The sequence below is a fragment of the Paraburkholderia sp. EG304 genome, from assembly GCF_046543485.1.
Taxonomy (GTDB): Bacteria; Pseudomonadota; Gammaproteobacteria; order Burkholderiales; family Burkholderiaceae; genus Paraburkholderia; species Paraburkholderia youngii.
In genome coordinates this window covers 211883-232688 of sequence record NZ_JBKGUA010000005.1, presented here as the reverse complement: position 1 = coordinate 232688, position 20806 = coordinate 211883, and the positions used below count along the sequence as shown (strand labels likewise).

The following is a 20806-nucleotide window of genomic DNA, read 5'->3' as shown; positions in this document are numbered from 1 at the left end:
AGACTCGGACGGACCCGGGCTCTAGCTCGACAATCAGAACAGGAAAGGGAAAACATGTCGCATGCGTTGCCCGACCGGTTGCTGCCCGGCTCACCGTATCCGCTCGGCGCGAGCTGGGACGGGCTGGGCGTCAACTTCGCGGTGTTCTCGGCCAATGCGCAAAAAATCGAGCTGTGCCTGTTCGATTCCACCGGACGCAAGGAGATCCGCCGCTTCGCCATGCCCGAATGCACCGACGAGATCTGGCACGGCTATCTGCCGAACGCGCATCCGGGCACCGCGTACGGCTTTCGCGCGCACGGGCCGTATCAGCCGCATTTCGGGCATCGCTTCAATCCGCACAAGCTGCTGCTCGACCCGTATGCGCGCAAGCTCGTCGGGCAGTTTCGCTGGTCCGACGCGCTGTTCGGCTATCGCGTGCATTCGAATCGCGCGGATCTTTCGATCGACCGGCGCGATTCCGCGCCCGCGATGCCCAAGTGCGTCGTCGTCGACGAGGCGTTCGACTCGTCGCACGACCGGCGTCCGGACGTGCCGTGGGGCGAAACCGTGATCTACGAAACGCACCTGCGCGGCGCGTCGATGCTGCGCTCCGATCTGCGCCAGCATGAACGCGGCACGTTCGCGGCACTCGCGGCGCCGGAGTTCATCGAGCATCTGCTGAAGCTCGGCGTGACCGCGGTCGAGCTGCTGCCCGTGCACGCGTTTCTGAACGACCGCTTCCTCGTGGAGCGCGGCCTGCGCAACTACTGGGGCTACAACACGGCCGCGTTCTTCGCTCCGGAGCCGACCTACCTGAGCACGCACCGGCTCGACGAAATGCGCATCGCCGTGCGGCAACTTCACGCGGCCGGCATCGAGGTGATTCTCGACGTGGTCTACAACCACACCTGCGAAAGCAACGAGATGGGCCCGACCATCTCATGGCGCGGCCTCGACAACGCCAGCTACTACCGGCTGATCCCCGGCGACGAGCGTCACCATATCAACGACACCGGCTGCGGCAACACGGTCAATCTGCCGCATCCGCGCGTGATGCAGATGGTGATGGATTCGCTGCGCTACTGGTCGACCGCGTTCAACATCGACGGCTTCCGTTTCGATCTCGGTGTGACGCTCGGGCGCGAAAGCCACGGCTTCGACCCGGGTTCGGGCCTGTTCGACGCGTTGCGCCAGGACCCGGTGCTGTCGCAACGCAAGCTGATTTCCGAGCCATGGGATATCGGCCCTGGCGGCTATCAGCTAGGCAATCATCCGCCGGGCTTCAGCGAATGGAACGACCGTTTCCGTGACACGGTGCGACGGTTCTGGCGCGGCGACGCCGGCCTGCGGCCCGACCTCGCGGCGCGCCTGACCGGTTCGGCCGATCTGTTCAACCGGCGGCATCGCAAGCCGTGGGCGTCGCTCAACTTCGTCACGTCGCATGACGGCTTCACATTGGCCGATGTCACCGCGTACGAGCAGAAGCACAACGAAGCGAATCAGGAAGACAACAACGACGGCCACAACGAGAATTGCAGCCGCAACTGGGGTGTCGAAGGCGCGACCGACGACCCCGCGATTCTCGCCACGCGCCGCCGCGTGTCGCGCTCGCTGATCGCGACACTGATGATCGCGCTCGGCACGCCGATGCTGCTCGCCGGCGACGAAGCGCTGCGCACCCAACGCGGCAACAACAATGCTTACTGTCAGGATAACGACCTATCGTGGATCGACTGGGACCTTGCGGATTCGCCCGAAGGCCGGCGCATGACCGAGTTCGTCGCGCGCGTGATCGGCTTGCGAAAGCGCCACCCGCTGTTGCGTGAAACGCGCTTTCTGTTCGGCGACCGCGAAGTGCTGCCCGGCCTGTTCGACGTCGGCTGGTTCGACGAACACGGCGATCCGCTGACGATCGAAGCGTGGCAGGACCCGGAGGGACGCGCGTTCACGTTGCGCCGCGCGGGACCGGGCCTGAATGGCGAAACCGAAGTATTGTTATTGATGCTCAACGCTCACGACGAACCGCTGCAGTTCTCGCCTCCCGCGCCGCATCTGGAATGGCATGTGCTGCTGGACACCGCCGATCCGGACCGCGCGCCGCAGAGACTCGCCACGGCCGAACTCGAGGTCGGCGCACACGGCCTCGTGATACTCGCCGCGCAGCCGACCGGCGAAGCGGATTGGCAAGCCGGCTGGGTGGCCGGCGCGCAGCACGGGCCGCGGTTGTTGACCGCGCTGCCGCCCGACCCCGGCGCGCAGACACCAGACGACGATGGCTCGCAATGAACGATGCACTGCGGCGACATAGTTCGAGCGTGGACAAATCGCAACGCGGCCGGGGTGGCAAGAATGTTGCGACGCAATGCTTGCGTTGCGTCACCTTGCTAGCCAGGCGCGTTTGCAGATTCGAATGGTGAAGACATGTCCGATAGTCCGATTGATCCTCACACGCATCATCACGCGCACTGTCTGCCGTTCAGCGCGCAGTTGATCGGCGCGAGCGGCGCGCGACCGCGCACGCGGTTCCGTTTCTGGGCACCGTCGTGCAACAGCGTGCAGGTGGTCATCGAAAGCGACCACGCGCAAGGCACGCACGACATGGCGCCGACCGGCAACGGCTGGTTCGAGACCACCGTGGAGAGCGGTGCGGGCACGCTGTATCGGTTCCAGCTCGACGGCAAGCAGACAGTGCCCGATCCCGCCTCGCGATTCCAGCCGCGGGACGTGCATGGCCCGAGCGAGGTCATCGATCCGCGCGCCTACCATTGGGAACACACCGAATGGCACGGCCGGCCCTGGGAAGAAACGGTACTGTACGAATTGCACGTCGGTGCAATGGGCGGCTATGCGGGCGTGCAAAAACGTCTGCCCGAGTTCGCCGCGCTCGGCGTCACCGCAATCGAACTGATGCCGTTGAACGACTTTCCCGGCCGTCACAACTGGGGTTACGACGGCGTGCTGCCGTACGCGCCCGACTCCGCGTACGGCCGCCCTGAAGAACTGAAGGCGCTGATCGACGCCGCACATGGTATCGGCCTGATGGTGTTTCTCGACGTCGTCTACAACCACTTCGGACCCGACGGCAACTATCTGCATACTTACGCGGAGCCGTTTTTCCGCGCGGGCGTAAAGACGCCATGGGGCCCCGCGATCGACTTCGAGCGCAGCGAAGTCAGCGACTTCTTCACCGACAACGCGGTCTACTGGATCAACGAGTACCGCTTCGACGGCCTGCGCTTCGACGCGGTGCATGCGATCGACAACCCCGCGTGGCTGCGCGAGCTGTCGGACCATATCCGCGCGCGCGTGCAGCATGGCCGCCATGTGCATCTGGTGCTCGAAAACGAGCACAACAGCGCGAGCCTGCTCGACACGCATTTCGACGCGCAATGGAACGACGACGCGCACAACACGCTGCACGTGCTGCTGACCGGCGAAACCGAAGGCTATTACCACGCGTATGCGAACGAACCGATTCGCCGGCTCGCGCGTGTGTTGTCCGAAGGCTTCGCGTATCAGGGCGAGCCGTCGCCGCTGCACGATGGTGCACCGCGTGGCGAAGCGAGTGCGCATCTGCCGCCGACGTCGTTCGTGATGTTTTTGCAGAACCACGATCAGATCGGCAACCGTGCGTTCGGGGAACGTCTACGCAAGCTGACTTCGGACGACGCGCTGCGCGCCGCGACCGCGTTGCTGTTGCTGTCGCCGCAAATTCCGCTGCTGTTCATGGACGAAGAATACGGCTCGACGCAACCGTTCCTGTTTTTCACCGATTACACCGGCGATCTCGCCGACGCGGTGCGCGAAGGGCGACGCCGTGAATTCGCGCGCTTCGCCGCGTTCAGCGACGAGAAAAGCCGCGCGCAGATTCCCGATCCGAACGATGCCCAGACCTTCGCCGCGTCGTCGCCACCCGCGCCCGATGCGAAGCCGACACCGGATCGGCTCGACTGGATGCATTACTACAAGTCCGCGCTCGCGGTGCGCGCGAAGCTGATCACGCCACGCCTGAAACATACGAAGGCGTGCGGCGCGACCGTGCTGCGCGACGCAGGTGGCGGCGACGCGAACGCGCTAGTCGCGCGCTGGAAACTCGGCGATGGCGAGACGCTGTCGATCGCGCTGAATCTGTCGAAACAGAGCGTCGCGTTCGACGACATCCCCGCCGGCAAGATCATTTTCGAAACGCCGCCACGCGCGCGCGAGCAGGCCGACGCGCGGCTATTGCCCGCTGATGCGTGCATCGCATGGCTGACCGGCGACATCAACGAATTCGCCAGCCGCCACGATGCGCGCATCGCATCGCACGAGGAGCAGCGCGCGTGACGACCCGACGCCCCAACGACCGGCTCGTCGCGCTCGCCACCCGTGCAGGCTTCGAGGTGGAGTGGCAGGACGCGCACCACAACGCGCAGCACGTGCCCGAGAAGACGCTTGGCACGCTGCTCGAACGCATGGGTCTGCCGTGCGGCAATGCCACCGATATCCGCCACAGCGCCGCTGCTCTGGAGGCCGAACTATCGGGCCGACGGCTACCGCCGCTGATGACCGCGGTGATCGGGCGTGGCATCGCGCTGCCGGCGGCCGCGGTCAAGTCGGGCAGCCATTACCGGATCGAGTTGGAGAGCGGCGCGATCATCGACGGCCGCTTCACCGCGCCGAAAGGCGAGGGAGCGCTGCTCGCGCCGATCGACGAAGCCGGCTATCACACGCTCGTGATCAACGACCAGCGCATGACGCTCGCGGTCGCGCCGCCGCGCTGCTACACCGTCGCCGACGCGTGGCGCACGCTGCACGGCGGCGAAGGCGATGGCGAACGCGAGGGCGTGCCGCCCATGCCGCCCCTGTGGGGCATCGCCGCGCAGCTGTATGGCTTGCGTCGCGTCGGCGATGGCGGCATCGGCGATTACACGGCGCTCGCGCAGCTTGCGCGGCACGGCGCGCAGCGCGGCGCACACGCACTCGCCGTCAGTCCGACCCACGCGATGTTCAGCGCGCAGCCCGAGCGCTTCAGCCCATACGCACCGTCGTCGCGTTTGTGGCTCAACGTCACGCATATCGATCCGGCCGCGGTGTTCGGCGGGGACGCGTGCGCATCGGCATCGGCGCGGGCCGGCAACGCATCGTCGAAATACGAAGAGCTGCCGCTGATCGACTGGCCGCACGCGACAGCGTTGAAACTCTCGGTATTGCGCGCGCTGTACGAGCAGTTCAACGCGCACGAGCGCCCGCAGCACTCGCCCCGCGCACTCGAATTTCACGGCTTCTGCGAACGCGCGGGGCGCGCGCTCGAAGATCACGCGCGCTTCGAAGCGCTGCAAGCCGCGCAACTCGCGCAAGGCGGCGACGGCCATTGGCGCAACTGGCCCGACGCGTTGCGCGACCCGCGCAGCCCCGAAGTCGACGCGTTCGCCGCCGCGCATCGCAACGAGGTCGACTTTCATCTGTTCCTGCAATGGCTGGCCTCGCGCGGCCTGTTGCACGCGCAGCACACCGCGCGCGAAGCCGGCATGGCGGTCGGCCTGATCGCCGATCTCGCGGTGGGTTGCGACAGCGCCGGCAGCCATGCATGGTCCTATCCCGACGACATGCTTCAGGGCGTGTCGGTCGGCGCGCCGCCCGATCTGTTCAACCAGGCCGGCCAGTCGTGGGGACTCACCACCTTTTCGCCGCGCGCGATGCGCACGCAAGGCTTCGCCGCGTTCATCGACATGCTGCGCGCGGCGTTCGCGCATGCCGGCGGCATCCGCATCGATCACATTCTCGGCTTGCGGCGCCTGTGGCTCGTGCCCGAAGGCGAAAGCGCGCGCAACGGCGCGTATCTGCGCTATCCGCTCGAAGACCTGCTGCGGCTGATCGCGCTCGAATCGTGGCGGCATCGCGCGATCGTGATCGGCGAGGATCTCGGCACCGTGCCGTCCGGTTTTCGCGAGCGGCTCGACGAGCACGGCATCGAAGGGATTCGCGTGCTGTGGTTCGAAGGCGCGCCCGACGGCCACGGTTTCAAGGCGCCCGCCGATTGGGACCGCTACGCGGTCGGCACGACGACCACCCACGATCTGCCGACCGTTGCCGGCTGGTGGCGCGGCAGCGACATCATGTGGCGCAATCGCATCGGCCAGACGATGGCGCGCGCCGACGGGCGCGACCCCGAAGAAGCGGCGCTCGAAGAGCGCGCGCAGCAGCGCGCCGACTTGTGGCGCGCGTTTCAGCGAGCGGGCGTGGCCGCGCCCGACGTCGCGCCGCCGGACGCCGACAACCCGCCAGTCGACGAAGCGCTCGCATTCGTCGCCGCGACGCCCGGGCCGCTCGTCACGTTCCCGCTCGAAGACCTGCTCGCGCTTGCCGAGCAGCCGAACCTGCCGGGCTCGATCGACGAACATCCGAACTGGCGCCGCCGCATGACGCTGCCCGTCGACGCGATGTTCGACGACCCTGTATTCACCGACCGACTGCTGGCCGTCGACGGCGCCCGCCGCGCCGCCGCGCCTTCACCGAACACTTCCGCGGAGCCCGACACGCCATGACCGTCCCACGCTCCACACTGCGCCTCCAGTTCCATCGGGGCTTCACGTTCGACGACGCCGCGCGCCACGTCGAATATTTCGCCGCGCTCGGCATCAGCCATCTGTACGCGTCGCCGATCACGACGGCCGAGCCCGGCTCGATGCACGGCTACGACACCGTCGACTACACCCAGGTCAGCGCCGAATACGGCGGCGAGGCGGGCTTGAGGCGCCTCGTCGACAAGCTGCGCGCGCACGACATGGGGCTCATCGCCGACATCGTGCCGAATCATATGGGCGTCGGCGGTTCGAGCAACGCGTGGTGGCTCGACATCCTCGAATGGGGACGCCACAGCGCGTTTGCGCGTCATTTCGACGTCGACTGGCATTCGCCCGATCCCGCGCTGCGCGGCAAGGTGCTGCTGCCGACGCTCGGCGCGTCGTACGGCGATGAACTGGTGGCGGGCCGCATCGCGCTGCATTTCGCCGCTGACAGCGGACGCTTTTATATCGGCTACGGTCCGCACGTGTTCCCGGTCTGCCCGGTCGATTACGCGGCGATCCTGCAAGGCGCCGACCGCGCCGATCTGAGCGCGCTCGCCAATCGCTTTCACGGACTCACGACGCAGCCCGCCGATCAGCCGCGCGCCGCCGAGGCGCGCGACGCGCTGCGCGAGTTCGTCGCGCGCGAAGGCGCGTCGGCGATCGAGTTCGTGCTGGAGACTTACGCGCCGCAAGATCCGGTCACGCGCGACCGGCTGCATCGGCTGATCGAGCGGCAGCATTTCCGGCTCGCGTGGTGGCGCACCGCCTCCGACGAAGTGAACTGGCGGCGCTTCTTCGACATCTCGACGCTCGCCGCCGTGCGCGTCGAGCGGCCCGAGGTGTTCGAGGCGGTGCATGCTCTGATCTTTCGCCTCTACCGCGAAGGACTCATCGACGGCTTGCGGATCGATCATATCGACGGGCTCGCCGAGCCGCGCGAATACTGCCAGCGTTTGCGCCAGCGGCTCAGCGAGTTGCGCGACACCGCGCCGTACGTGGTGGTCGAGAAAATTCTCGGCCGCGGCGAGCCGTTGCGCGACGACTGGCCCGTCGACGGTACGACCGGCTACGACTTCATGAGCGACGTCGGCGCGCTGCTGCACGATCCGGCCGGCGCCGAACCGCTCGCCAACACCTGGGCCGAGCTGACCGGCCGCAGCGCGCGCTTCGCCGATGAAGCGCACGCGGCACGGCGCAAGATTCTCGCGGAAAACTTCTCGGCGGAACTGGACCGCGCGGCGCGCGCGCTGCATCGGATCGCACGCGATTCGCTCAGCACGCGCGACTTCACGTACCCGGCGCTGCGCCGCGTGCTGACCGAACTGGTCGTGCATTTCCCCGTGTACCGCATGTATCCGCTGGGCGGACTGCGCAGCGCCGCCGACAACGTCTATTTCGAGCAGGCGCTCGCCGGCGCGCGCGCTTCGCTGCCGCGCTCGGACGACGCGACGCTCGAGCGCGTGAATGCGTGGCTCGGCGGCAGCGCCGAAGAGGTGCCCCCCGCGCGGCCCGGCGCGCAGTCGCAGCAGCAGGCGCAAGGCGGCGGGCCGCCGCCGCACGCGGGATCGTCCCGGCGCAGCGCGCAAACGCTGTTTTCGCAGCTGACCGCGCCGCTCGCCGCCAAAGCGATCGAGGACACCGCCTGCTATCGCTACGGGCGTCTGCTGTCGCGCAACGAAGTGGGCTCGGATCCCGGCGAGTTCGCGCTGTCGGTCGAGCAGTTTCATGCGGGCAATCTCGAGCGCGCGCAACGTTTTCCGCATGCGATGCTGGCGACCGCCACGCACGATCACAAGCGCGGTGAAGACGTGCGAGCGCGGCTCGCGGTGTTGAGCGAGATCGCCGACGAATGGGGCGCGACGCTGCGTGCATGGTCGACGTTGAACGCGCCGCAGCGTCGCGCGCTCGACGGCACGCCGATCAGCAGTGTGAGCCAGGACAAGAGCGACGCATGGGCTCCCGGGCCCGCCGCCGAGGATATGCTGTACCAGACGCTAGTGGGCTGTTGGCCGCCCGATCTGCGTGCCGACGACGAAGCCGGCGTCAAGGAGCTGGCCGAACGCGTCGCGCAATGGCAGTTGAAGGAGCTGCGCGAGGCGAAGCTGCAAACCAGCTGGCTCGCCCCCGATGAAGCCTACGAAGCCGGCTGCCGCGAGTTTCTGTTCGGCATCCTCGCGCCGCAGCGGCGCGACGCGTTCCTGAAGGAACTGTCTGCGTTCGTCGAGCGAATCGGTCGCGCGGGCGCGCTCAACAGTCTGCAGCAGACGGTGCTGCGTCTCGCGTCACCTGGAATCCCCGATCTTTACCAAGGCACCGAGCTGTGGGACTTCAGCCTCGTCGATCCGGACAATCGGCGGCCCGTCGATTTCGCGAAACGCGAGGCATGGCTGCCTCAGCCGCAAACGCCGCCGTCGGAATTCCTTGCGGACTGGCGCGACGGGCGCGTGAAGCTCGCGATGATCCAGCGCGTGCTGGCGCTGCGCGCGCATCTGCCGGAGCTGCTGAGTCAGGGCACGTATTTGCCGCTCACGGTGCGCGGCGTGCATGCGTCGAATGTGATCGCGTTCGCGCGGCGCCATGGCAATGCGTGGGCCGTAGTGATCGCCAGCCGGTTGGCCGCGGGCCTGCTTGGCGACGAAGGCGATCTGCCGCTCGTCGAACCGGCGCAATGGGCGGATACGGCCATCGAGATGCCGCCCGATCTGTCGGCGCGCGCGCTGTTCGACTGGCTGAGCCCCGCGGCGCCGAAAGTCGACGATCACGGGCTGCTGTATCTGCGCGACGCGCTCGCCGCGATGCCGGTCGCGGTGTTGGTGGAGGATGGAGTGCCTCGAAGCTGAGGCGGATGAACCGGGTTGAGGCTGCGGGTCGGCTCGGGCCTCAACCGCCCTCGTCGTCGAACACCTTCGGATACACGCGCACCAGCACGATGCGCGGTCCCTTCATCTTCTTGACCACCACGTCGAAGTCTTCGAACTCGACGCGCTGCCCTTCGCCGGGCAAATCGTTGAGCGCCTGGATCACGAGGCCGCCCACGGACTCGGCCTTGCCCTCATCGATGTCGATACCCAGCGCCCGTTCGAGCGACACCACCGGCAAGCTGCCCTTGCCCATCAGCGTGCCGTCGTCCATGCGGGTCCAGTCGGCGTCGCCCTGACGGAACTCGTCGTGGATCTGTCCGACCAGCGCGCCGAGCAGGTTGTCGAGCGTCAGGAAGCCGATCGGCTTCTCGTTCTTGTGGCCGACCAGCGCGAAGTGCGGCGCACCTTTGCGAAAGCGCCGGAACAGTTCCAGCGCCGGCATGTCCGGCTTCACGTACTGCACGGGGCGCACGTAGCGCGACAGGTCTTCGAGCGTGCTGCCCGCCTGGCGCGCGAGCAGCAGATCCTTCAGATGGATCATGCCGGCCACGCGCTCGCCCGCGGCATCCTCGAACAGCGGATAGCGGCTGAAGCGGTGCCGCGCGACCACCTGCATGTTGTCGCGCAGCGGCAGATCGCGCCGCAGACAAACCATTTCATGCGACGGCCGCATCAGGTCCGATACGGTCATACGCGAGAAGTCGAGCGAGTGCGCGATCGTGTTCCATTCGTCCTGGCTGTACGCGCCGCTCGACGAACCGAGTTCGCTCGCGACGTTCGCGCGGCGGCCGCGCAGGATCAGCTTGAGTTCTTCGGTCGAGTAATGCGAGTCGTGGCCGTGGTCGGTATCGAGGCCCGCGGCCTTCAGCACCGCGTTCGCGCTCGTGTTGAGCAGCCAGATGGCCGGGTACATCGCCCAGTAGAACGCGTACAGCGGTGTGGCGGCCCATAGGGAAATTTTCTCCGCCGCGCGGATCGCCAGAGATTTCGGCGCGAGCTCGCCGACCACGATATGCAGGAACGAAATGCACGAAAACGCGAAGAACAGCGAAATGCCGTGGATCAGCTTCTCGGACTCGACGCCGATCAACGAGAAAAGCGGCATCAGCAGTTGCGCGAAAGCCGGTTCGCCGATCCAGCCGAGCCCGAGCGACGCGAGCGTGATGCCGAGCTGACAGGCCGACAGATATGCGTCGAGCTGTCCGTGCACCTTCGCGAGCAGACGGCCGCGCATGCCATGCTGGGCGGCGAGGCTTTGCACGCGGGTCTGCCGCAGTTTGACCAGACCGAATTCGGCTGCGACGAAAAAGCCGTTGAGTGCAACCAGAAACATTGCACCGATGAGGGCGACAACCTGTATCAAAGCGACGGGCTCCGGCAACAAAAGTTGTCAGTATAGGGGCTGAAAGCTCAATGAAATATTTATTGTGCGCAAACGCATTCGCGTGCGACGCTCATTTCGGCACCGCCGCGCTGAACGGCACGCGCAGCACGAGCGTAGCGGGCGTCGCGGTGACGCTGCCCGCTTCCGTCGAATCGCTTTGCTCGAAGCTGCCGCCGTGCGCCTCCGCGACGCGCTTGCACAACGCGAACACCCACGCGATGCGCTTCGCCTCGCGCGGCTCGCCCGCCTGCTTGCGCGCGAACGCTTCGAGCACGTGCGGCAGCGCGGCGTCGTTCAACGCGGCCTCGTTCGGCTCGTACGTGACGCTCGCATGCCATGTGCCGTTGTCCGCGCGCGCGGCCAGTGCGACCTCGGCGCCCCGCGCGCTCGCTTCGACGGCGAACGTCAGCATCAGCCACAGCGCGGCGGCAAGACGAACGCGGTCGCCGTTCAGTTGCTCGGTGGCGATCTGCGAGTCGAGCCGCACGTCGACGCCGCGCGCGCGGGCGAGGCCGGCGCGGACTTCCTCGACGGTTTCGGCAAGCAGCGGATGCAGCGGAAAAGGCTCATACGTGAGCGCGAGCGATTTGGTTTCGGCGCGCGTCGTATCGACGATCGTCTCGAGCAGCTTCACCTGCTGATCGACGCCGCTGCGAATGCCGGTGATCGCGCGCTGCGAGTTGGGATCGTTCGCGTCGAGCTTGCGCTCGAGCACGTAAGCCCAGCTATGAATCGCATTCAACGGACCGCGCAGGTCGTGCGACACCAGCGACAGCACATGATCGCGCATGAACAACGCGGTTTCCGCGCGCAGCAGCGCGCTGCGTTCGGAGATGACGAAGCCGGCCGACGCCGGCTGGGCGCCAGCAGTCCCGGTGGGTGACGTAGTCACGATCGAGTCCTCTCAGGCAGTGCTGGATGATGGGGGGAAGCCTCATTATAGGCATCCCGTTCGGACCGACCAGTGGAGGCCGAACCGCGAGACGCGACGCAATCCGCATGCCATGCGCGAAACCGGACAAGATTCGGCGATCGGCGTCAACGCGCCTACAATGTCGGTTTTACGTTTTTGATCTGAGGAGCAACGCATGTCGACTATGACGACCGAATCCGGCCTGAAGTACGAAGACCTCGTGGAAGGCACCGGCGCCGAAGCCGTCGCCGGCAAGAGCGTGACCGTGCACTACACGGGCTGGCTGACCGACGGCCAGAAGTTCGATTCGAGCAAGGACCGCAATGACCCGTTCGCGTTCGTGCTGGGCGGCGGCATGGTCATCAAGGGCTGGGACGAAGGCGTGCAAGGCATGAAGGTCGGCGGCAAGCGCAAGCTGACCATTCCGCCGCAACTCGGCTACGGCGTGCGCGGCGCGGGCGGCGTGATTCCGCCGAACGCGACGCTCGTGTTCGAAGTCGAACTGCTCGCAGTCTGAGCTGCATCTAAGTACTGTCATGAGTCACGCCGCCGTCACCGCCCCTAACGTTTCGCTGCGCTGCTACGCTGCGATCGAAGCGTCGGACGTGCACGACTTCCACCAAGTCGTGCTGGGGCTCGACGGCGCGATGGTGATGTCGGTGGACGGCGTCGCGGAGCAGATCGACGCCGGCTCCGCATGGCTGATCCCGGCCGGCGCGCGGCACGATTACTCGGGCGTCGGCACGAACCGTCAGCTCGTACTCGATTTGCCCGCGACGTCGCTGGCGGTGCCCGAGCGGCTGTTCGAGCGCGCGCGAGCCGTGGCCGTCGATCCATCGCTCGCACAGCTCGTGCACACGATTGCCGCGCATGCGGCGGGCGGCGCGGCTGAAGCGCAAGATAATGCCGTCGGTCACCGTCGCTTCCATTGGGATGCCGCGGCACGTCTGGGCGCCGCGCTCGTCGTCGATTCCGGGGCACTCGCCGGTGCGCAGAGCGAAGGCGTTCGGCTCGATTTCGCGCGCATCGACCGCTGGCTGCGCGCGCATCTGTCCGAGCCGCTGAAGATCGCGGACCTCGCCGCGCACTGCGGCTTCGGCATGCGGCGTTTTCATCAACTGTTTATCGATGCGTTCGGCGAGACGCCGCATCGCTATTTGCAGCGGCTGCGGCTCGACACGTCGATCACGCTGCTCGCGGACCCGCGTCTTTCGTTGACCGATATTGCGCTTGACATCGGCTTTGCCGATCAGAGCGCTTACACGCACGCATTTACGCGGCGTTTTGGGCTCGCGCCCGGACAGTGGCGCGCGTTGCGGCACTGAGGGCGGCGAAGGTACTGTCAGCGTTCTAATCCACGCTGCAGATCCGCACGGATATCGCCCGCGTTTTCAAGCCCCACCGCAAGCCGGATCAGACCTTCGCTGATGCCCGCCGCCGCGCGCGCTTCGGGCGTGATGCGGCCGTGCGTGGTCGTCGCCGGATGCGTGATCGTCGTGCGCGTGTCGCCCAGGTTGCCGGTGATCGAACAGACCTTCGTGCCGTCGATCACGCGCCATGCGTTCGCGCGCATCTGCTCGGGCGTGTCGCCCTTCAATTCGAACGACACGATCGCGCCGCCCGACTTCTGCTGACGCATCGCGAGCGCATGCTGTGGATGCGATTCGAGCCCCGGATAGAACACGCGATTGATGGCCGGATGCGACTCGAGCCAGCGCGCGATTTCGAGCGCGTTCGCTGACTGCTTTTCGACGCGCAGCGACAGCGTTTCCATGCCTTTCAACAGCACCCACGCGTTGAACGCGGACAGCGTCGGCCCGGCGCTGCGCACGAACGGAAACACCTTTTCCATGATGAATTGCTTCGAACCGACCAGCGCGCCGCCGAGCACGCGGCCCTGGCCATCGAGGAACTTGGTCGCCGAATGCATGACGACATCCGCGCCCAGTTTCAGCGGCTGCTGCAACGCCGGGCTGCAGAAGCAGTTATCGACGACGAACAACGCATTCGCGGCCTTCGCGATCCTGCCGATCGCTTCGATATCCGAAACCTCGGTCAGCGGGTTGGAAGGCGTCTCGAGGAAAAATATCTTCGTTTCGGGACGCACCGCTTCGTTCCACGCGTTCAAATCGGTCGGATCGACGAACGTAGTCGTGATGCCGAACTTGCTGAAGATCTGCGAGAACATGCCTAGTGTCGAGCCGAACAGCGCCCGCGAGCTGACGAGGTGATCACCCGCTTGCAACATCGACATCACGACCGACATGATCGCGGCCATGCCCGACGCGGTCGCGATACAGGCCTCGCCGCCCTCGAGCGCGGCCAGCCGGTCCTGGAACATCGAGACGGTCGGATTCGAGAAGCGCGAGTACGTGAAATAGTCTTCGGAGTTCTTGAAACGCTCAGCGGCTTCCGCGGCGCTCGCGAATACGAAGCTCGAGGTCAGGAAGATCGCTTCCGAGTGCTCGTTGAAGTTGCTTCGCGCGGTGCCCGAGCGGACGGCCAGCGTGTCGAAGTCGAGGTTCAGGGAGTCGTCCATGTTGGGTCTGGTCTCCAGGAGTCCGTCGCGGCTTTGGTGGCTAAATGAGGCAGCAACAAAAAAGCCCGCTTTTGCGTCGGCATAAGCGGGCTTCGTGTGGGGAGGGGCGCGGTGTGTACGCTCAACCCACCGACAGTTGCAGATGCAGCTGCGAACGCGCCGGGCCACCACCGTCGATCGCTTCGCTCGCGGCATCGCGATCCGATTGCGACGACGGCGCGAGACGCGCGCTTTCGATGCGGTCGAGGTACTCGGTCGTGATGTCGCCGGTCACGTAGTTGCCGTCGAAGCACGAAGCCTCGAACGCCCTCAGCGCCGGATTGATATCGCGCACCGCCTGCTTCAGCGCGTCGACGTCCTGATACACGAGGTGATCCGCGCCGATCATGCGCGCGACTTCCTCGTCCGAGCGGCCGTGCGCGACCAGTTCGCCGCGCGTCGGCATATCGATGCCGTAGACGTTCGGGAATTTCACCGGCGGCGCCGCCGACGCGAAAATCACCTTGTTCGCGCCCGCATCGCGCGCCATCTGCACGATTTCATGCGACGTCGTACCGCGCACGATCGAGTCGTCGACGATCAGCACGTTCTTGCCCTTGAACTCGATGTTCATCGCGTTCAGCTTCTGGCGCACCGACTTCTTGCGCACCGCCTGGCCCGGCATGATGAAGGTACGGCCTACATAGCGGTTCTTGAAGAAGCCCTCGCGATACTCGACGCCGAGCTTCTTCGCGACTTGCATCGCGGCCGGGCGCGACGAGTCGGGAATCGGCATCACGACGTCGATCGCAACGTCGGGCAGTTCGCGCTTGATCTTCTCGGCGAGGTAGTCACCCATGCGCAGGCGCACGTTGTAGACCGGCACGCCGTCGAGCACCGAATCCGGACGCGCCAGATACACGAGTTCGAAGATGCAGGGGTTCAGGCTCGGAGCCGTCGCGCACTGTTGCGAATGCAGCTGGCCTTCTGCATCGATGAAAACCGCTTCGCCCGGCTGCACGTCGCGCACGAATTCGAAACCAATGCCTTCGATCGCCACCGATTCCGACGCCAGCATCCACTCGACGCCTTCAGGCGTCTCCAGCTTGCCGAGGCACAGCGGACGGATACCGAACGGATCGCGGACGCCGAGCAGACCGTAACCGGCGATCAGCGCGACGATCGCATACGAACCGCGCACCCGCCGATGCACGCCCGCTACCGCCTTGAACAGCGCGGCCGGATCGAGTTGCAGACCCGAACTCGACAGTTGCAGCTCGTGCGCGAACACGTTGAGCAGCACTTCGGTATCGGAATTGGTGTTCACGTGGCGGCGATCGATGCGGAACATCTCATCTTTCAGCTGCTGCCAGTTGGTCAGGTTGCCGTTGTGCGCGAGGATGATGCCGAACGGCGCGTTCACGTAGAACGGCTGCGCCTCTTCTTCGCTCGACGCCGAACCGGCGGTCGGGTAACGGACCTGGCCGATGCCGGTCGTGCCCGGCAGGCTACGCATGTTGCGCGTGCGGAACACGTCGCGCACCATGCCGTTGGCCTTGTGCATGTGGAAATTGCTGCCGTTCGCCGTCGCGATGCCGGCGGCGTCCTGACCGCGATGCTGCAGCAGCAGCAGGCTGTCATAGATCAGCTGGTTGACCGGGGAGTGGGAAACTACGCCTACGATGCCGCACATGGCATGTCCTTCAAAGGTACAAAATTCGTGATGGCGACCGGTGCCTATGCTCGCGCCCGCGCTTCGATGCGACGGGACGCGCTACGCCGTCAAGGCAGCCGGTATGCGCCGGAGTCCTGTTGCGCGTTGCTCGGGGCGCCCAGATCGTCCACATGGACGTAAGCGGCGAGCGCCTCGGGGAGCAGCGGTTTCATTGCGCGGACGCCCGCAACCGCATACGGACGAAGCAGCGCATTGCGCCAGAATTCCTCTTTGGGCAGTTCGGTCAAGCCTGCGAGGGCGACCAGAATCAGCACCAGAACGACCCCGCGGACGAGGCCGAACATCAAACCGAGCGAGCGGTCCGCACCGCCCAGTCCCGTGACCTGCACGAGGCGGCTGAGCAGCGCGCTCACCACGCTCGTGACCAGCACTACGCCGATCACCACGAGCGAAAAAGCCAGCAGCCACTGCGTCAACGCGCCGCCCGGCCAGGTGGACGGGATATACGGGACCACATAGCCGACGAACTCGCAGGCGACGAAAAACGCCGCGACCCAGCCGATCAAACCAAACACTTCCGACAGCAAACCGCGCCAGGCGCCTCGCAGCGCCGACAAACCGATCACCGCCATTACAGCGTAGTCGAAGGCAGTGAACATCGCTCGCTTACTGTGCGCCGCTGCCGTTCGAGCCCGACACGAGGCCCGCCTCGCGGACCTTCGCGACAGCGGCGGTGGCCGCGGCGCGATCGGCGAACGGGCCCGCACGCAGCAAGGTCAGCGTCGAACCGTCGGCTTGCTTCCTATGCTCGGTATATGTGGGCACGCCCGCCGCTTTCAACTTCGCGGCCCAATTGCGCGCATTCGCTTCGTTCGGGAACGCGCCGAGCTGCACCGCGAAACGGTTGCCCGGCGGCGAAGCCGGCGTGCCGGAATTCGCGTCGGCGCTGGCGGTGGCTGGGTTCGCGTCGTCGTCGGTCGATGCCGACGGTGCGGCGGCAGGTGCTTTCGTCTGTTTGGCGGGCTTCGGCGTCGCGGCGGTAACGCTGCCGGTTGCGACGGACGAGGTCGTGCCCTGTTTCGCTGCGGTCGATTGAGTCGATTGAGTCGATTGAGTCGGTTGCGCTGGTTTCGCGGCAGAGGCCGGGGCCGCCGCCGTAGTCGCGGCGGATGCCGCGGTCGCTGCCGGCGCAAGGCTGGACGCGGCGATGCCGCTGTCGGCGGCCGGCGGATTGTCCGGCGCGACGCCGGCTTGCACGTCTTCGTTGGCGGTGGACCTGGAGAGCCTCGGCGCGGGCCGGCTAGGAATGTCGATCGAGATGTCGTCGGTGACGGGCTTCGGGTGCGAATCCAGCACCATCGGCAGAATGATTACCGCCGCGACGACCAGTGCGATTGCGCCGACGAGCCGGCGGCGCGCGCGCTGCTTTTCCGGCAGCGTGGGGTCGAGCAGCATTGCGTCTGCATCGACGGTGCGCTCGGTGCGGCGGGTACGCCGCTCGACGCGCTCACCCCGGGCGGCCCGATTGGAACTGGTGTTTGCGCCGCGCCTGCTGGGCGCGTCGTCTTTCTTGCCGAACGAGAAAATTCCCATGAATCGCTTGGTTCGAGCCTGGCGCCCGCTCAGTGTTGCTGCGATTTCCGGTAGGCCATCACACCCGCTACCGTATAGAAACTGCCGAAAACCACGATTCTATCATTCTCTGACGCACGTTTTAGCGCGTCCTGGAAAGCCTCTGCCGGCGTCGCGTAACGCGTGACGCTGCTGTCGGCGCTGTCTTCCACGCCCAGCTCGCGCAATGCGGTTTCCAGTTCTAGCGCGGAGGCGGCGCGCGGGGTCGGCAGATCGGTCACGCACCAGTGATCGATCTCCCCTTTCAGATGACTGAGCACGCCGGCGATGTCCTTGTCGCGCATCGCACCGAACACCGCGTACGTGTACGGGAAAAAGCCCATGTTGCCGAGATTCTGCCCGAGCACCGCGGCGGCATGCGGGTTGTGGCCGACGTCGAGCACAATGGACGGCTTGCCCGGCAGCACCTGGAAGCGGCCCGGCAGATCGACGTTGGCGATGCCGAGCCGAATGTCCTGCGCCGACACCGGCAGACGGTCGCGCAACGCTTCGAGCCCGGCCAGCGCCGCCGACGTGTTGATAAGCTGATTCGCACCGCGCAGCGACGGATAGGCGAGCGCCGAGCGGCGCAGCGTCGGACCGACGTAGCTCCACTGCTGGCGCTCACTGCCGGCCTGGCCTTCGTAACGGAAGTCGCGGCCGAACAGCCACAATTGCGCGCCGATCTTTTCCGCGTGATCGATCAGCGATTGCGGCGGCACCGGGTCCGCGCAGATCGCCGGCTTGCCGGGACGGAAGATACCGGCCTTTTCGAAGGCGATTTTCTCGCGTGTATCACCGAGATAGTCGGTGTGATCGATGTCGATGCTCGTGATGATCGCGCAGTCGGTATCGAGGATATTGACCGCGTCGAGACGGCCGCCGAGGCCGACCTCGAAAATCACCGCGTCGAGGCCGCGCGACGCGAACAGGCTCATGATCGCCAGCGTCGTGAATTCGAAGTAGGTCAGCGAGACCGGTTTAGCCAGGCTCTGGCGCGCGGCTTCGACCGCTTCGAAGTGCGGCAGCAGATCTGCGTCGCTCGCCATTGCGCCGTTGATGCGCGCGCGCTCGTTGAACGAAAGCAGATGCGGCGACGTGTGGCAACCGACCGTATAGCCCGCGCGCAGCAGAATCGCTTCGAGAATCGCGCAGGTCGACCCTTTGCCGTTCGTGCCGCCGACCGTAATGATCGGGCACGCGAACGACAGCTGCATCGCATCGCGTACCTGGGAGATGCGGCTCAAACCCATGTCGATGCCGACCGGATGCGCGGATTCAAGGTGCGTGAGCCACGCGTCGAGGGTAGGGAATGTCGTCATCGGGTGAATCTTGAGTGAGTCGCGGTAGTTCGGTTCTGCAGTGCTGCGAAGGTGCGGTCAGGCGGTTGCCGTCCGGATCGCGGGTCGCCGGTCATCGGTGGAGATCGGGTTTGTGCGCATAAACCGCGCCACGGCATCGCAGGCGACCGTAATTATCCCGGAAATGACAGCGCGCCGCTTGATTGCTCGCACGGCGCGCTATTTTTGCTTCGGTACCCGGTTCTTACGCGACCGCGTCCGCCGGCTGATGGCTCAACAGCGCCAGCAGTTGCGCGATCTCTTCGCGCAGCTTGCGACGATCGACGATCATGTCGATCGCGCCCTTTTGCAGCAGGAACTCGGCGCGTTGGAACCCTTCCGGCAGTTTCTCGCGCACCGTCTGTTCGATTACGCGCGGGCCGGCAAAGCCGATCAGCGCCTTGGGCTCGGCGATCACGACGTCGCCGAGGAACGCAAAACTCGCGGACACGCCGCCCATCGTCGGGTCGGTCAGCACCGAGATGAACGGCAGCTTGGCTTCGGCCAGCTTCGTGAGCATCGCGGTGGTCTTCGCCATTTGCATCAGCGACAGCAGGCTTTCCTGCATCCGCGCACCGCCCGAAGCGGTGACGCAGATGAACGGCACTTTCTGTTCGAGCGCGTTCTGCGCGCCGCGCGCGAAACGCTCGCCGACCACCGAGCCCATCGAGCCGCCCATGAACGAGAACTCGAAGTTCGCCACGACGACCGGCAGCGTGTGAATCGCGCCGCCCATCACGACCATTGCATCGGTCTCGTCCGTTTCGTCCATCGCCTCTTTGATGCGCTCGGGGTACTTGCGGCTGTCTTTGAACTTCAGCGCGTCGACCGGAACGATTTCCTGGCCGATTTCGTAGCGGCCTTCCGGATCGAGCAGGCTGTCGAGCCGCTCACGCGCGCCGATGCGCATGTGATGGTCGCACTTCGGGCAAACATGCAGATTGGCCTCGACGTCGTTGCGATACAGCACGGCTTCGCACGACGGGCACTTGATCCACAGGCCTTCCGGAATTCCCTTGCGGTTCTTCGGGTCGGTTTGTTTGATTTTTGGCGGCAGCAGCTTATCGAGCCAGCTCATAGGGAATCCTTCTGGGTCAGCAGTCGCGCAAACGGCGGGACGAGCCCGCCGCTCACGTTACCGCGACAAAAATAACTGTTATCGGGCAGTCGCGACGCTATCGAGCGCCTCGCGCACTTCGGCAACGAAACGCTTGAGCGTCTCGGCAGCTGCGTCAGGCGCTGCCTGTTCGAGCAATTGAACGATACGGCTGCCGATTACGACGGCATCGGCCACCTCGCCCACCGCACGCGCCGTTTGCGCGTCGCGAATGCCGAAACCGACGCCCACTGGCAGGGGGACGCGCGACTTGATGGCCGGGATTTTACTCGCGATGCTGGAAACGTCCAGATTTGCGGCGCCGGTGACCCCTTTCAGCGACACATAGTAGACGTACCCGCTGGCGATTCGGCCGACTTCGGCGATACGTTCGTCGGTTGAAGTCGGTGCGAGCAAAAAGATCGGATCGATACCGGCGGATTGCATCTGTTCGGCGAAGTTAGCGCATTCTTCAGGCGGATAATCGACCACCAGCACGCCATCGACACCGGCTTCTTTCGCGGCTTTCGCGAAGGCCGCGGCGCCCATCCGCTCGATCGGGTTCGCGTAGCCCATCAGCACAACAGGGGTTTTGTCGTCACTTTCGCGGAAGCGTTTGACGTCGGCCAGCACGTGGCGCAGGGACACACCCTTCGCGAGCGCGCGTTCGGACGACTGCTGGATCACCGGGCCGTCGGCCATCGGGTCGGAAAACGGCACGCCGAGTTCGATCACATCGGCACCGCCGGCGGCGAGCGCGTGCATGAATTCGACCGTGCGAGCCGGGTCCGGATCGCCAGCGGTCATGAACGGGATCAAGCCTTTCTTCCCTTGGGCGGACAGCGCGGCAAACGTGTTCTTGATACGGGACATGG

At 65.7% G+C, this 20806-nt stretch carries 15 protein-coding genes; 6 read left to right on the top strand and 9 right to left on the bottom strand.

Going from position 1 to position 20806, the window contains the following annotated elements:
- Positions 1-54: 54 nt before the first annotated feature.
- The 4 genes from glgX (at position 55) to treY (ending at position 9373) form a co-directional block, all read left to right on the top strand.
- Entirely contained in the window at positions 55-2268 is a 2214-nt protein-coding gene (glgX, locus tag ACLFKU_RS08755; RefSeq protein WP_410848786.1) for a glycogen debranching protein GlgX, read from the top strand.
- A gap of 135 nt (positions 2269-2403) precedes the next feature.
- Positions 2404-4308, top strand: coding sequence for a malto-oligosyltrehalose trehalohydrolase (treZ, locus tag ACLFKU_RS08750; protein WP_410848785.1), 1905 nt, complete (start codon positions 2404-2406; stop codon positions 4306-4308).
- Positions 4305-6509: a 4-alpha-glucanotransferase gene (malQ, locus tag ACLFKU_RS08745; protein WP_410848784.1), complete on the top strand. Its 2205-nt coding sequence runs from the start codon at positions 4305-4307 to the stop codon at positions 6507-6509. The genes treZ and malQ overlap by 4 nt, the downstream gene beginning before the upstream one ends.
- A complete protein-coding gene (gene treY, locus ACLFKU_RS08740; protein ID WP_410848783.1) occupies positions 6506-9373 on the top strand; it encodes a malto-oligosyltrehalose synthase in 2868 nt (955 codons plus the stop codon). Before malQ ends, treY begins: the two co-directional genes overlap by 4 nt.
- Before the next feature lie 40 nt (positions 9374-9413).
- Here treY and ACLFKU_RS08735 read toward each other — a convergent pair whose 3' ends face one another.
- Both ACLFKU_RS08735 and ACLFKU_RS08730 read right to left on the bottom strand, forming a co-directional pair.
- On the bottom strand, positions 9414-10757 hold the full coding sequence (locus ACLFKU_RS08735) for a hemolysin family protein (RefSeq protein WP_410848782.1): 1344 nt from the start codon (positions 10755-10757) through the stop codon (positions 9414-9416).
- Positions 10758-10848: 91 nt separating this feature from the next.
- Positions 10849-11670, bottom strand: a complete 822-nt coding sequence (locus tag ACLFKU_RS08730; RefSeq protein WP_410848781.1) for a sensor histidine kinase — start codon at positions 11668-11670, stop codon at positions 10849-10851.
- A 196-nt stretch (positions 11671-11866) separates the two neighbouring features.
- Here ACLFKU_RS08730 and ACLFKU_RS08725 point away from each other — a divergent pair, with 196 nt between their 5' ends.
- Together ACLFKU_RS08725 and ACLFKU_RS08720 are read left to right on the top strand one after the other, a co-directional pair.
- Positions 11867-12208 carry an FKBP-type peptidyl-prolyl cis-trans isomerase gene (locus tag ACLFKU_RS08725; protein ID WP_368584159.1) on the top strand — a complete coding sequence of 114 codons (342 nt, stop codon included), beginning with the start codon at positions 11867-11869 and terminating at the stop codon, positions 12206-12208.
- Between the two features lies 1 nt (position 12209).
- On the top strand, positions 12210-13016 hold the full coding sequence (locus ACLFKU_RS08720) for a helix-turn-helix domain-containing protein (protein ID WP_410848849.1): 807 nt from the start codon (positions 12210-12212) through the stop codon (positions 13014-13016).
- A gap of 17 nt (positions 13017-13033) precedes the next feature.
- Here ACLFKU_RS08720 and ACLFKU_RS08715 read toward each other — a convergent pair whose 3' ends face one another.
- The 7 genes from ACLFKU_RS08715 to trpA form a co-directional block, all read right to left on the bottom strand.
- A complete protein-coding gene (locus ACLFKU_RS08715; RefSeq protein ID WP_410848780.1) occupies positions 13034-14230 on the bottom strand; it encodes an O-succinylhomoserine sulfhydrylase in 1197 nt (398 codons plus the stop codon).
- Positions 14231-14351: 121 nt separating this feature from the next.
- Positions 14352-15902, bottom strand: coding sequence for an amidophosphoribosyltransferase (gene purF, locus ACLFKU_RS08710; protein ID WP_368584162.1), 1551 nt, complete (start codon positions 15900-15902; stop codon positions 14352-14354).
- A gap of 89 nt (positions 15903-15991) precedes the next feature.
- Complete coding sequence (locus ACLFKU_RS08705; protein WP_368584163.1) at positions 15992-16543, bottom strand: CvpA family protein; 552 nt, start codon at positions 16541-16543, stop codon at positions 15992-15994.
- 7 nt (positions 16544-16550) lie between these two features.
- The gene (locus ACLFKU_RS08700; protein WP_410848779.1) at positions 16551-17477 is read right to left on the bottom strand and encodes an SPOR domain-containing protein; all 927 of its coding nucleotides are present in this window, start codon (positions 17475-17477) and stop codon (positions 16551-16553) included.
- Between the two features lie 29 nt (positions 17478-17506).
- Positions 17507-18817 carry a bifunctional tetrahydrofolate synthase/dihydrofolate synthase gene (gene folC, locus ACLFKU_RS08695; protein WP_368584165.1) on the bottom strand — a complete coding sequence of 437 codons (1311 nt, stop codon included), beginning with the start codon at positions 18815-18817 and terminating at the stop codon, positions 17507-17509.
- A 223-nt stretch (positions 18818-19040) separates the two neighbouring features.
- On the bottom strand, positions 19041-19913 hold the full coding sequence (gene accD, locus ACLFKU_RS08690) for an acetyl-CoA carboxylase, carboxyltransferase subunit beta (RefSeq protein ID WP_176378872.1): 873 nt from the start codon (positions 19911-19913) through the stop codon (positions 19041-19043).
- 78 nt (positions 19914-19991) lie between these two features.
- Positions 19992-20804 (bottom strand): tryptophan synthase subunit alpha, encoded by an 813-nt coding sequence (trpA, locus tag ACLFKU_RS08685; RefSeq protein WP_410848778.1) that lies wholly within the window; start codon positions 20802-20804, stop codon positions 19992-19994.
- Positions 20805-20806 lie beyond the last annotated feature (2 nt).

Bases quoted from the DNA above. Each gene is read 5' to 3' on its own strand.
- folC (WP_368584165.1), bottom strand. From the start codon at position 18,817: ATGACGACATTCCCTACCCTCGACGCGTGGCTCACGCACCTTGAATCC.
- ACLFKU_RS08705 (WP_368584163.1), bottom strand. From the start codon at position 16,543: ATGTTCACTGCCTTCGACTACGCTGTAATGGCGGTGATCGGTTTGTCG.
- ACLFKU_RS08700 (WP_410848779.1), bottom strand. From the start codon at position 17,477: ATGGGAATTTTCTCGTTCGGCAAGAAAGACGACGCGCCCAGCAGGCGC.
- ACLFKU_RS08725 (WP_368584159.1), top strand. From the start codon at position 11,867: ATGTCGACTATGACGACCGAATCCGGCCTGAAGTACGAAGACCTCGTG.
- trpA (WP_410848778.1), bottom strand. From the start codon at position 20,804: ATGTCCCGTATCAAGAACACGTTTGCCGCGCTGTCCGCCCAAGGGAAG.
- purF (WP_368584162.1), bottom strand. From the start codon at position 15,902: ATGTGCGGCATCGTAGGCGTAGTTTCCCACTCCCCGGTCAACCAGCTG.
- ACLFKU_RS08715 (WP_410848780.1), bottom strand. From the start codon at position 14,230: ATGGACGACTCCCTGAACCTCGACTTCGACACGCTGGCCGTCCGCTCG.
- accD (WP_176378872.1), bottom strand. From the start codon at position 19,913: ATGAGCTGGCTCGATAAGCTGCTGCCGCCAAAAATCAAACAAACCGAC.
- glgX (WP_410848786.1), top strand. From the start codon at position 55: ATGTCGCATGCGTTGCCCGACCGGTTGCTGCCCGGCTCACCGTATCCG.
- treY (WP_410848783.1), top strand. From the start codon at position 6,506: ATGACCGTCCCACGCTCCACACTGCGCCTCCAGTTCCATCGGGGCTTC.
- treZ (WP_410848785.1), top strand. From the start codon at position 2,404: ATGTCCGATAGTCCGATTGATCCTCACACGCATCATCACGCGCACTGT.